The sequence below is a fragment of the Rhizobium sp. CFBP 8762 genome, from assembly GCF_014841565.1.
In the GTDB taxonomy this organism is placed as follows: Bacteria; Pseudomonadota; Alphaproteobacteria; order Rhizobiales; family Rhizobiaceae; genus CFBP-8762.
The window spans coordinates 95,462-107,186 of the sequence record NZ_JACYUD010000005.1 but is presented as its reverse complement, the minus strand read 5'-3'; the positions used below and the strand labels follow the sequence as shown (position 1 = coordinate 107,186).

The 11,725-nt window shown below is 57.8% G+C and carries 11 protein-coding genes and 1 other RNA gene; 4 read left to right on the top strand and 8 right to left on the bottom strand.

The window, feature by feature from the left end; genetic code table 11:
* Positions 1–23: 23 nt before the first annotated feature.
* The 5 genes from IFT84_RS12805 to recR all read right to left on the bottom strand — a co-directional run bounded on the left by IFT84_RS12805 (position 24) and on the right by recR (position 5,190).
* The gene (locus tag IFT84_RS12805) at positions 24–770 is read right to left on the bottom strand and encodes an RNA-binding protein (protein WP_192119944.1); all 747 of its coding nucleotides are present in this window, start codon (positions 768–770) and stop codon (positions 24–26) included.
* 1 nt (position 771) lies between these two features.
* Positions 772–2,403, bottom strand: a complete 1,632-nt coding sequence (nusA, locus tag IFT84_RS12800; RefSeq protein WP_192119942.1) for a transcription termination factor NusA — start codon at positions 2,401–2,403, stop codon at positions 772–774.
* A 57-nt stretch (positions 2,404–2,460) separates the two neighbouring features.
* Positions 2,461–3,084: a ribosome maturation factor RimP gene (gene rimP / locus IFT84_RS12795; protein WP_192119940.1), complete on the bottom strand. Its 624-nt coding sequence runs from the start codon at positions 3,082–3,084 to the stop codon at positions 2,461–2,463.
* 250 nt (positions 3,085–3,334) lie between these two features.
* Positions 3,335–4,573, bottom strand: coding sequence for a lytic murein transglycosylase (locus IFT84_RS12790; protein WP_192119938.1), 1,239 nt, complete (start codon positions 4,571–4,573; stop codon positions 3,335–3,337).
* An 11-nt stretch (positions 4,574–4,584) separates the two neighbouring features.
* A complete protein-coding gene (recR, locus tag IFT84_RS12785; RefSeq protein WP_192119937.1) occupies positions 4,585–5,190 on the bottom strand; it encodes a recombination mediator RecR in 606 nt (201 codons plus the stop codon).
* A 51-nt stretch (positions 5,191–5,241) separates the two neighbouring features.
* Here recR and IFT84_RS12780 point away from each other — a divergent pair, with 51 nt between their 5' ends.
* Complete coding sequence (locus IFT84_RS12780; protein ID WP_192119935.1) at positions 5,242–5,856, top strand: MOSC domain-containing protein; 615 nt, start codon at positions 5,242–5,244, stop codon at positions 5,854–5,856.
* Between the two features lie 170 nt (positions 5,857–6,026).
* Here the strand turns inward: IFT84_RS12780 and IFT84_RS12775 are convergent, their stop codons facing one another.
* From IFT84_RS12775 to ffs, 3 genes are all read right to left on the bottom strand, one after another.
* The gene (locus tag IFT84_RS12775) at positions 6,027–6,350 is read right to left on the bottom strand and encodes a YbaB/EbfC family nucleoid-associated protein (RefSeq protein WP_192119932.1); all 324 of its coding nucleotides are present in this window, start codon (positions 6,348–6,350) and stop codon (positions 6,027–6,029) included.
* A gap of 14 nt (positions 6,351–6,364) precedes the next feature.
* A complete protein-coding gene (locus IFT84_RS12770; RefSeq protein ID WP_192119930.1) occupies positions 6,365–8,239 on the bottom strand; it encodes a DNA polymerase III subunit gamma/tau in 1,875 nt (624 codons plus the stop codon).
* An 87-nt stretch (positions 8,240–8,326) separates the two neighbouring features.
* Positions 8,327–8,423, bottom strand: an RNA gene (ffs, locus tag IFT84_RS12765) — signal recognition particle sRNA small type.
* 127 nt (positions 8,424–8,550) lie between these two features.
* Between ffs and IFT84_RS12760 the strand changes: the two genes are divergently transcribed.
* The 3 genes from IFT84_RS12760 to IFT84_RS12750 all read left to right on the top strand — a co-directional run bounded on the left by IFT84_RS12760 (position 8,551) and on the right by IFT84_RS12750 (position 11,240).
* A complete protein-coding gene (locus IFT84_RS12760; protein ID WP_192119928.1) occupies positions 8,551–8,955 on the top strand; it encodes an HIT domain-containing protein in 405 nt (134 codons plus the stop codon).
* Entirely contained in the window at positions 8,956–9,930 is a 975-nt protein-coding gene (nudC, locus tag IFT84_RS12755; protein ID WP_192119926.1) for an NAD(+) diphosphatase, read from the top strand.
* A gap of 74 nt (positions 9,931–10,004) precedes the next feature.
* The gene (locus tag IFT84_RS12750; RefSeq protein ID WP_192119923.1) at positions 10,005–11,240 is read left to right on the top strand and encodes a GGDEF domain-containing protein; all 1,236 of its coding nucleotides are present in this window, start codon (positions 10,005–10,007) and stop codon (positions 11,238–11,240) included.
* Positions 11,241–11,725 lie beyond the last annotated feature (485 nt).

Genomic DNA, 11,725 nt, shown 5'->3' with positions numbered 1-11,725 from the left:
GCCGGCAAAGCCGGTCGCCGAAATCATTGTGCTGGCTGGCTGGCGTCGAGCGCCTGCGCCTGCGAATTGCCACGATAGGTGGCAAGTATGGTTGCGCGTTTCACTACACCCTCACCCGCCTGCCCTGCAAGCGCTACGGCGTGGATAAACGCATTCTGGCCCAAAAGCCCCTGCATTTCCGCCTCGGTAAAGAACCGGTAGGCGGGAATTTCATTGTCAGCGTCCGTTCCGAGATGAAAAGCCTTGCGGGCCTGATCAATCTTGCGAACACCATCGGCTGCCGCGTCCACCGCGTGAAACACAGCGAGCGCCTCGCCGCCGCGCACAGCCAGATCGACTTTCGCCGATCCGGTAATGAACTGGCCAGCCTTGCGCGCCAGATTCATCATGCCCGAAAGCTGCATCACCAACAGCCGATCAACCTCATCGGCCAGGTCCGGCGTCGCCTTCGCATCGGCCTTGAGGCTGCGGGCGAACAGCTTTTTGGCAATTGCTTTTTCCAGCACCGGTCGCTCGGCTTTCACCCAGCAACCACGTCCGGGCAGCTTGCCCTTGATATCGGCCACCACACGACCGTCCGGCCCTGCAACGAACCGGATCAGATCGTCCTTGCTGCCGCTCTCGCGCGTAACGATGCACATGCGCTCAGCGTCGGCCGCGCGTACCCGCGATGCCGCCAGTCCGGGGAAAGGCGGTGTTGCCACCGCTTGCCCATCGAGCACAGGTTCATCGCTGGCCGAATTATCGGCCTGGCGGGCGGACAAGGTCATATCAGGCGTCCTGCTTGTCGGTTTCTGCAGCCTCGGCGTCCTCGCCATCAGCGTCTTCGACTGCCGCACTCTGTTCAGCCAGTTCTTCCTCTGTAATCCAGCCAGCCGACAGACGGGCTTGCAGAATCATGCCTTCCGCTTCGGTGCGCGACAGGTCGAGTTTGGAGAACAGGCCTTCGAAACGCTTGGTTTCACCGTCCTTGCGCTCCGACCAGCCAATCAGATCGTCAGCGGCACAGCCGGCAAAGTCTTCAATCGTCTTGATACCGTCTTCACCGAGCGCCACCATCATCTGGGTCGTCAGACCATCGATCTGACGAAGCTCGTCTGAAACGCCCAACTCCTTGCGCTTGGCATCCAGCTCGGCCTCACGCCGATCCAGGAACTCACGGGCGCGTGTCTGGATTTCATTGGCGGTATCGTCGTCGAAACCGTCGATGCCGGCAATTTCCTCAAGCTCTACATAGGCAAGCTCTTCGACTTGTGCAAACCCTTCGGACGCCAAAACCTGACCGACCATTTCGTCCACATCAAGCGCTTCCATAAACAGGTTGGTGCGCTCGTTGAATTCCTTCTGGCGACGCTCGGACTCTTCCTGCTCGGTCAGAATGTCGATATCCCAACCGGTCAGTTGCGAGGCAAGGCGCACGTTCTGGCCGCGACGACCAATGGCCAGCGACAGCTGCTCATCGGGCACCACCACTTCAATGCGCTCTGCATCTTCATCCAGAACCACCTTGGCAACTTCAGCAGGCTGAAGCGCATTGACGATGAAGGATGCCGGGTCCTGACTCCAAGGAATAATGTCGATCTTTTCGCCCTGAAGCTCGCCTACAACGGCCTGAACGCGTGAACCGCGCATACCGACGCAAGCGCCGACGGGATCAATCGAGCTATCGTTCGAGATCACGGCAATCTTGGCGCGCGAACCGGGATCGCGGGCCACCGAGCGAATTTCGATAATACCATCGTAAATTTCCGGCACTTCCATGGTGAACAGCTTCACCATGAACTGCGGATGGGTACGCGACAGGAAAATCTGCGGACCGCGCTGCTCGCGGCGCACATCGTACACGAAGGCCCGAACACGGTCGCCATAGCGCATGTTTTCGCGCGGAATCATCTCGTCACGGCGAATGATACCTTCACCCCGGCCCAGATCAACGATGACGTTGCCGTATTCGACACGCTTGACGGTACCATTGACAATCTCGCCAACGCGGTCCTTGAACTCATCGAACATGCGGTCACGCTCGGCTTCGCGTACTTTCTGCACGATTACCTGCTTGGCGGACTGGGCAGCGATACGGCCGAAATCCATGGGCGGCAACGGATCGGCGATGAAGTCGCCGAGGATAGCATCCGGGTTGCGGTCACGGGCCAGTTCCAGAGCGATCTGCGTGGCGTAATCTTCGACTTCTTCGACCACTTCCAGCAAGCGCTGAAGGCGAATTTCGCCGGTCTTGGAGTTGATGTCGGCGCGAATGTTGGACTCCGAACCGTAGCGCGAACGAGCGGCCTTCTGGATCGCGTCGGCCATGGCGGCCAGAACGATCTCGCGGTCGATCACTTTTTCGCGTGCAACGGCATCTGCAATTTGCAGAAGCTCAAGCCGGTTAGCACTCACTGCCATCTCTTGTTACTCCGTATGCTGCATATCTTGCGGGTTTGGCGTTTATTCGCCCAGTCTTTATTCGCTATCGGTATCGTCTTCGTCTTCAAAATTTTCATTGGCCGCATCCCGGGCGGCCTTGGCCTTCTTGTCGGCCTGCAAGGCTTCGCGGATCAGGTCATCCGTCAGAATCAGCCGCGCTTCGGCCAACGCGGTAAACGGAATGAACACCGTCGGCGTTTCGCCTTCTGCCGGCTGCTCGCGCTCCAGCGTAAAGCCTTCGTCCTCAACGCCCGCAATCGTCCCTTTGAAACGCTTGCGGTTGTCCACCAGAATGGATGTCTCGCACTTCAACAGATGGCCGTGCCACCGCGTAAAATCAGAAATACGCACCATGGGGCGGTCGATACCCGGCGATGACATTTCCAGATGGTATGCCTTGTCGATCGGGTCGTCCACATCCAGAACCGGCGAAATTGCCTTCGACAGTTCTTCGCAGTCCTCAACGGTCATCGTACCATCAGGCCGCTCGGCCATGATCTGCAAGGTGGCACCATTTTGCGCCGAAAGACGCACGCGCACAAGCTGAAAACCGAGCTGAACGATGGTCGGCTCAATGATATCGGCCACACGGCGATCAATACCGGTTTCAACAATAAGGCGCGGCTCTGGTGCGTCTGGTGTGAGCGGCGTATCGGACATGAAGTCTCCCGGATGTTTAAAACGTTAAAACCGTCCGGCTAACAAAAAAGAGCGGGTCCGGTGGGACCCACTCTTCATCAACCGATCAAGAATTTGAATGTCATATACAAGCTGCACAGCCGAAATGCAAGGCTGCAAGATCATGTCTGGCGAATACGTGTTTGCCAGACATGATCTGGCCTCTTACTGTGCCGCATTGTCCAGACGTAAAAGCGATCCCGCTTTTACTCGAAATGCTCCAGAACAATGACTATTTCAGCACCGTTTTCAGGCTGGCATCCGGATAACAGGTCACAGCACGCCCCGTGCTCTTCTGCCAGATGCCCAGCGCCCGGCGGGTTTTGTAGCCCGGTAGCCCGTCAGAACCACCGACGTCATGGCCTTTGGCCTCCAGCGCGCGCTGCATGGCCGATACATCCGAACGCAGCATTTTGCCGACATTACCCCATTCGCCGATGAACGCTCCACCATTGCTGCCGATCCGGTCGGCAAGATTGCCGATAAACAGCGCGTACAGGTCGGAGTTGTTATACTCCTTGATGACATAAAAGTTTGGCGTAGCGATGAACTCCGGGCCGTAGCGACCGGCTGGCACCAACATCATGGCCGAGGCATTACGCTCATTTGCCGGAAAGGCTTTGCCGTTCACACGCGCAATGCCCATCGCTTCCCAAGCGGAAACGGGCTTTGCAAGGTCTGGCCCTTCCTGCGCGCAGGACAGCGTTTCAGGAATGCGCACCTCAAAACCCCAATCGCGGCCCCGCACCCAGCCTTTGACCGCCAGATAGTTGGCAATGGAGGCGAGGGTATCCGGCACGGAGGTCCAGATGTTGCGGTGTCCGTCCCCATCGAAATCCACCGCATATTGCAGATAGCTTGAGGGCAGAAACTGCGGCTGCCCCATGGCACCAGCCCAGGACCCTTTCATGCTGCCCGGCGCGACATCGCCCGATGCGACAATCTTCAGCGCCGCGATCAATTCCTTGCGAAACAGGTCCTTGCGGGTGGACATGAAGGCCTTGGTCGCCAGAACATCCAGCACCGGGTGCGGAATATTGGCACGGCCAAAGCCCGATTCCCGGCCCCAGATGGCCAGAAGCACCGGCCCCGGCACGCCGTATTTCTGCTCGATGGCGCGTATCGTACGGGCATGGGTGCGTGCCAGTTCGCGGCCCGTCGTTGCCAGCCCGGCCAGCCGTTTTTCGGAAAAATAAGAGGACGGCGACGAAAATTCCGCCTGACTCTGCGGGCGTTCCTTCGGTGGCTTGGTGCCGGGCGGCACCAGATCGGGAAGATCCCAGTTCAGCTTGACGCTGCTCATGGCGGTGCGAAAGACGCTTTCCGAAATCCCGGCCTTGCGTGCATCCGGCTGCAAATCGCTGACGATCCATGTGCGGAAACTCTTTTCCACATCTGCCTTGGACGCTGCAAATGCAGGGGTAGCAAGCAGAATGGTCAGGGCAAATGCCTTCAGCAATGTGAGCATCATCAACCTCATTATCAAATGGCTGTGCGGGCGCGAAGCGCCGCGTTCAGCGTACCTTCATCCAGATAATCCAGCTCGCCCCCCACCGGCACGCCATGGGCCAGTCGAGTGATTTTGACATCCAGACCATCGAGTTGATCGGTAATGTAATGAGCGGTTGCCTGCCCCTCCACCGTGGCATTGACCGCGATGATGAGTTCGCGCACTCCGCCCGCTGCCACGCGCTCAACCAGTTTGCGGATGTTGAGATCGTCAGGCCCGATACCATCAAGCGGCGAGAGCGTCCCGCCGAGCACGTGATAGGCTGCATTCATCGCGCCCGCCCGCTCCAGAGCCCACAGGTCGGCCACGTCTTCCACCACGATAATGATGGATTGATCACGCCGATCGTCAGTGCACACAGTGCAGGGGTCCATGGTATCGACGTTACCGCAGCACGAACAGATGCGTACATTGCGGTAGGCTTCACCCATGGCATCGGCCAAAGGCCCCATGAGCTGGTCTTTCTTCTTGACCAGATGCAACGCCGCCCGCCGTGCTGAACGCGGCCCTAGCCCCGGCACTTTCGCCAGAAGCTGGATCAGTTTTTCAATTTCAGGTCCGGTGACTCGCTTTGCCATAGGCGCCTTCTACTGCATAATTACCAAAACAGGAATCAGGAAACCGCGCCGATGCACATTCACGCCATCTGCCGTGGCACAGCACGGGCGTTATCCGGGAAAACCGCAAAAACCGGAATCTTCAAAACCCCGATGCAGGGCTCCGTCATGATCGACAGCGCGGGCATTGTCGGCGATGCCGTTTGCAACAAAAAGCATCACGGCGGACCGGATCAAGCGATATACGCCATGGGGTCTGCCGATCTCCTTTACTGGTCAAATACTTTGGGATTTCAGGTCGAAGCCGGCTTCTTTGGCGAAAACCTTGTGGTCGATGGCGCTGACAGCGCCACCATCCACGTCGGTGACCGTCTTGTGATGGCGGAGGTAACGCTGGAAGTCACCGCCGCCCGCATTCCCTGCGCCACACTATCGGCCCGCGTAAACGACGCCGATTTTGCCTCGCGCTTCCGCGCCGCCGGACAGCCCGGCTTTTACTGCCGGGTGCTGAAGGCTGGAATGCTGGTTGCGGGTGAGGCGGTGACATTCGAGCCTTATGAAGGCTTCAAAGTATCAATGCCGCTGATATTGCAACGGTTTCGCGCGCGGTCGCTCACCGACGAAGAGCGGGCTGCATGTTTGACAACACCCCTTGCTACTCGCTTCCGGGCAATGCTGGAGGGGTAAACGTTCATACTTCCCCTCCCCCTCATCATTCCTGTGCTCGTCACAGGAATCCACCAGGACGGGGAGAAGCAACGAAACGCCACCCGTAATGAAACCATGGATTCCTGTGACGAGCACAGGAATGAAGGAGGAGAGATAGCGGTGCCTGTCGCTTGACTTCCAGACAAGGCTTAAAACGGCAGCTTCATTCCGGGTGGAATTGGCAGGCCTGCTGTCAGCTCGCGGGTGCGCTCTGCCGTCATCGCTTCGGCCTTGTCCTTGGCATCCTTGTGGGCCGCAACGATTAGATCTTCGAGAATTTCGATATCGTCTTCCTTGAACAGGGAAGGATCGATTTTCAGGCTACGAAGGTCGCCCTTGCCCGTCAACCTCACCGTTACAAGGCCGCCGCCAGACTGGCCATCCACTTCCATGGAGGTGATTTCCTCCTGAAGCTTCTCCATCTTGGCCTGCATTTCCTTGACCTTGCCCATCATACCCATGATGTCGCGCATCGCCGTCTCCTTGTTTAAAATTCGATGTCGTCGCCGGGAAGTATATCGCCTTCTTCCGATTCTGCGGTCGATGCCGCGACAGGCTCTGCCTCTTCCAGTGCAGGCGCCTTAATGCGGACATCGGTGATTTTGGCACCGGGAAACATCGCCAGAATCGCCGCAACATCCGGGTCGGCGCGGGCATCCACCACGCGCTGGGCCTGTGCCTGCGTTTCGGCCTCTACCAGCGTGGCTTCGCCCTGCTCACGGCTGACGATGACCATCCAGCGCTCGGCTGTCCACTCTTCCAACCGGCGTTGCAGATCGCCCACGAGCGAGCGCGGTGCATCGTCCGACAGGCTCATCTCAAGACGGCCCTGCTCCAGATTAACCAGCCGCACGAAGCCGCGCACCAGCGCCTTCAACTTCGCATCGCGGTTCTTCGAGCAGAGATCGACAATATCCTGAAGCGTTGAAACATTAACTTTCGGCTGCGGCTTTGCGTCCGGCTGCGCATCCACCTGTCCCAGCGGCACGGGGGATGGCTGCACATCAGGTGCTTCAACCGGAACAGCACGCAGCATGGTCGCGCCGTTGCCGGATGGCCGTGCCTGCGGCACATCCATACCGCGTGCGGTGAGGGTTTGACTGACAGGGGCAGACCCGTTCCCATTTCCAATAGCAGGCGCTGTAGACACAGGGCGCTGCGGGGTTTCCCCGGCAAACTCCATTAGCTTGCGGGCAGCATCCTCCGGCGACGGCAGATGGGCAGCATGGGCGAGGCGTATCAGCACCATTTCAGCGGCCCCGGCTGGCCGGGACGAATTTTCCGTTTCGGTAATGCCCTTCAACAGCATCTGCCAGATTCGCGACAGCGTGGTGACCGCAACGCCCGTGGCAAACTCGCCACCGCGAATGCGCTCCACTTCGCTCAGCGACTGGTCGCCCGAAGCATCCGGCACATATTTCAGCCGGGTGACAAGGTGGGTGAAGTCGGCAAGGTCGGTCAGCACCACCGAGGGGCTGGCACCGGCCTCATACTGCGCGGCAAATTCATCCAGCGCCGCCGCCACATTCCCTTGCACTATATGGGCAAAAAGATCGACAATGCGCGCACGATCAGCCAGCCCCAGCATGGAGCGCACCGCTTCCACCTCGACAATACCGCCGCCATGGGCAATGGCCTGATCGAGCAGGGATAGACCGTCGCGCGCCGAGCCTTCGGCGGCACGGGCAATCATCGCCAGCGCGTCAGCTTCGGCCTGAATGCCTTCCTTGCCCAGAATGGTGGTGAACAATCCCACCAGATCAGACGCTCCAATACGGCGCAGATCGAACCGCTGACAGCGCGACAACACGGTGATCGGGACCTTGCGGATTTCCGTCGTGGCGAAAATGAATTTGACGTGCTCGGGCGGCTCTTCCAGCGTTTTCAGCAGACCGTTGAATGCCTGCGTGGAGAGCATGTGCACTTCGTCGATAATATAGACTTTGTAACGCGCCGATACAGGGCGGTAGCGCACCTGTTCGATGATCTCGCGAATATCGTCAATGCCGGTATGCGATGCCGCATCCATCTCGATCACGTCGACATGGCGACCTTCCATGATAGCCTGGCAATGTTCGCCGGGAATACGCAGATCAATGGTCGGCCGGTCGATCTCCGCTGTTTTGTAATTCAGTGCGCGCGCCAGAATGCGCGCCGTCGTGGTTTTGCCCACACCGCGCACACCGGTCAGCATGTAGGCCTGCGCAATGCGCCCGGTATCGAACGCGTTTGTCAGCGTACGCACCATCGGCTCTTGCCCAACCATCAGGTCGGAAAAGTCCTTGGGACGGTATTTGCGCGCCAGCACACGGTAGGCGGCGGGCTTGGTATCGCTGGAAATGGCTGTTGTATCGTCGCTCATGATTCCCTCTGTTTGCCCGATATGTCCAACAGGACCACGCTGCCGCGCAGCAGGGGAATTCGGCGCCGTTGAACGGCGCACGAAAAGGTGGGAGGCTGGCACGATGACCCGTGCCGGGCTCGTTAGGGCTGCTTCCTTCCGGACCTGACCCGGTTGGCGAGTGGCTCGTCCACCACCAACCTCCCGGCTTCCATATCGGAAATTTGCGCGAAGAATGCAAGACGGCGTTTGGAAAATTTCCGCCTATCCATACACCTGCTTTTGCGCCAGAATGAAAAAGAGGCACTTCCCTGATCAAAGAGGTTTCACGCGTGACTGACTTCGTTCTGGACCCGACGCTTGCGCGCGACAGCACGCCGATCACCACCCTGGGCCTGTGCGCACTGCGCCTGATCAACGACAGCCGCTGGCCCTGGTTGCTGCTGGTGCCCAAACGTCCTTCGATCACCGAGGTCTTCGAGTTGTCGCCCCTTGACCAGACCATGCTGACCTTTGAGACCTGCATGGCTGCCAGCGCGCTGAAAAAAGTGACGGGAGCCAAGAAGATCAATATTGGAGCGCTGGGAAACCGTGTGCCGCAATTCCATATGCACATCATCGCGCGGGACCCGGGCGACGACAACTGGCCGGGGCCTGTCTGGGGTTTTGGGCAGGCTGAACCTTGGGATGATGACCGGCGCGCGCAGTTCATCGACCGTATTATGGACACGCTTTAAATGACCTCTTCCATTTTCGACCACACCGGCCCGCATCCCGAGCCAAGCACCCTTGTTGCCTTTGCGGAAAATCATCTGGACCGCCAGTCCGAACACCGCGCCGACGATTGTCTGGAGGTCGCCTTCAAAACGGAGGGCGTCCATGCCTACGCCTTTTCCAGCGGCGGCATCATCGTCAAGCATGACGAGCAGGTGGTCGATCCATTGTTTGCGCCCTATGAACTGGCGGGCCTTGATCCTGTGCTGGACGATAGCATTCTGCTGGGCTTCGACCGCAATGGCGCGCCGCATATGGCTGTGCCCGTGCAAATAGCCCCTGAAAATCTTCCAGAACCCTTCAAGGTTGCCACCGTCCGTTCCCTTTACCAGCAGCGCATGGTGCCGGATTCGCTTTTGGGCGAGGTGGCGCAAGCCTCAAGCCTGCTGTCCTGGAATGCGGCCAATCGGTTCTGTGGCAAGTGCGGCGCACCCACCATTGCCAAGGGCGGCGGTTACCGGCGCATCTGCTCGGCCTGCGATCATCAGATGTTTCCACGCACCGATCCGGTCGTCATCATGCTGACGATCGATCTGGAGCGCGATCTATGCCTGCTTGGGCGTGGCGCACATTTTCCCGAAGGCATGTATTCTTGCCTTGCCGGGTTTCTGGAACCGGGCGAAACCGTGGAAAACGCCGTACGGCGCGAGACGCTTGAGGAATCGGGCATCCGTGTCGGTCGCGTGCGCTATCATGCCTCCCAGCCATGGCCCATGCCCCATACCCTCATGATCGGCTGTTTTGCCGAAGCACAGTCGCGAGAGATTACGCGTGACGCGCAGGAACTTGAGGACTGCCGCTGGTTTACCCGCGCTGAAACCGCAGAGATGCTGGAGCGCGCCACGGGTGTGGGCACGGATGGCACCTTGACTGTATCCCCGCCGAAAGGTGCCATTGCACACCGCTTGATGCGGGACTGGCTGGAATGGGGAAATTGACCGTTGTCTATTTCTTTAATGTATGGTCAATAATTAAGGAATATTGATCATACATTGTTCAACGGTAATTTTTTATGCCCGGCTCATCTGCGACCAGTGTCGACACTGCCATTACGCCTGAAGGGATCGAAGCAGAACTGGCATCGGGTTTTCCGCGTATGCGATTTTCCCAGTCGCTGGAAGATCATTTCGAGACTGAAACCTCCGAGGAACGGGGACGCTCAAACGCGGTCAAACTTGCCGTCGGACTGCTGTTCTTCGATCTGTTCATCATCACCGATTTTTTAATTTTTCCCGACATCATTCAACTTGCATTCCTCATGCGGTTTGCTGTGGTTACCCCGGTAATGCTGGCAACCATCTACATTGCGCTCAGGCATCCGCGCCCGTTGACGCGCGAATTGCTGCTCGTCTTCAATCTATGGGTTCTATCATCGGGGGTGGGAGTGTTGATCATTTTCGGTCAAAATCCGCTCAAAGACGTCTATTTGAACTCGTTCGTGCTGATTATTCTCTTTGCAACGATGATCGTTCGAATCCAGTTTCGTTCCGCAGTTCTGGGAGCGGTGATTTTCACCGTCAATTACGCGATCATCATTTATTACAGTTCCATGGCTGATATTCCTCGGGTTATCGCATTAGCGTTCCTGTATATTGCGGGAATCATATTCACCCTGTTTGCAGCCCATAATCTTGAGCGTGAGTACCGTACGAACTTCCTGCTTGCACGCCTGCAAAACATGCGGAATCAGGAATTGAAATCCGCCAGCGTCCACGACGCGCTGACCGATCTTTTTAACCGGCGGGGTCTTGAAGAGGATTTGTTACGGCTGCAACGCCGCGTCAGTGCAGGCATGGGCAAGCCCTACCATTTGGGGGTTATCATTCTTGATATTGATCACTTCAAGAACTTCAACGACCGGAGCGGGCATCAGGCGGGTGATGAATGTCTGCGGGCGGTTAGCCGGGCACTGACCGAGACCCTTCGTAGCGGGACCGATCGTGCCTACCGGTATGGCGGAGAAGAATTCATGATTCTGATGGAAACAAGTGATGACAACCAGATCATGGCAGCGGCGGAGCGTATCCGGCTGTCCGTACTGAACGCAACAATTGCCCATCCAGACAGTTCAGTTGGCCCCCACGTGACCGTGAGTGTAGGGGCAGCACATGCTCCCATCGGCGTGGTCCCCGCCAAAGCCATCATCGAAGCCGCCGATTCCGCGCTGTATCTATCGAAAGCGAACGGCCGAAACCGCTCGACGCTCGGCACCGTAACGGAAGACCTTGTTCAGCAAATTGCTTCTTAGACCAGACCTAGGCGAACGGGCGTCGGTTGCGATCGCACGCACAATCATCTGCTAAGCTGACGCCGGCTGATCGCGACGCGCGTCTAAGGTGAACGTTTGGTCGTACCTCTTCTCGCGCTGTCGCAGTTCTGCTGTAGGTTATGGGTCTTAGTCGATAAAGGTTAAGACCGCCGTGCGAGATATATGCGGCGGACACCGATCTAGGCGTTGGCGATCTCGAACGCAGCTTCGGTGAACTGACGTGATACGCCATGCGACGCTTCTTTCATGCTTAAAGTCAGCCCAATTTTGTCTATCAAGAACTATAGGCTAGCAGGCCCGCTTCTCTTCGACATAGTTGCGTACGATATCCTGAGGACCGTAGCCGTATTACGTAATTTGGCTCTGAGTAGCGACACCAATTTCAGATTGGCAGTTCAAGCTGTCCCTTGCTTGATGTTTGGGGCCTTCAAATCGCACCCCGTTTCAACATCATTATGTTAAGG

Excerpts from the sequence above, each read along its gene's own strand:
- IFT84_RS12805 (WP_192119944.1), bottom strand. The coding sequence starts at position 770 with ATGACCTTGTCCGCCCGCCAGGCCGATAATTCGGCCAGCGATGAACCT.
- nusA (WP_192119942.1), bottom strand. The coding sequence starts at position 2,403 with ATGGCAGTGAGTGCTAACCGGCTTGAGCTTCTGCAAATTGCAGATGCC.
- rimP (WP_192119940.1), bottom strand. The coding sequence starts at position 3,084 with ATGTCCGATACGCCGCTCACACCAGACGCACCAGAGCCGCGCCTTATT.
- IFT84_RS12790 (WP_192119938.1), bottom strand. The coding sequence starts at position 4,573 with ATGATGCTCACATTGCTGAAGGCATTTGCCCTGACCATTCTGCTTGCT.
- recR (WP_192119937.1), bottom strand. The coding sequence starts at position 5,190 with ATGGCAAAGCGAGTCACCGGACCTGAAATTGAAAAACTGATCCAGCTT.
- IFT84_RS12780 (WP_192119935.1), top strand. The coding sequence starts at position 5,242 with ATGCACATTCACGCCATCTGCCGTGGCACAGCACGGGCGTTATCCGGG.
- IFT84_RS12775 (WP_192119932.1), bottom strand. The coding sequence starts at position 6,350 with ATGCGCGACATCATGGGTATGATGGGCAAGGTCAAGGAAATGCAGGCC.
- IFT84_RS12770 (WP_192119930.1), bottom strand. The coding sequence starts at position 8,239 with ATGAGCGACGATACAACAGCCATTTCCAGCGATACCAAGCCCGCCGCC.
- nudC (WP_192119926.1), top strand. The coding sequence starts at position 8,956 with ATGACCTCTTCCATTTTCGACCACACCGGCCCGCATCCCGAGCCAAGC.
- IFT84_RS12750 (WP_192119923.1), top strand. The coding sequence starts at position 10,005 with ATGCCCGGCTCATCTGCGACCAGTGTCGACACTGCCATTACGCCTGAA.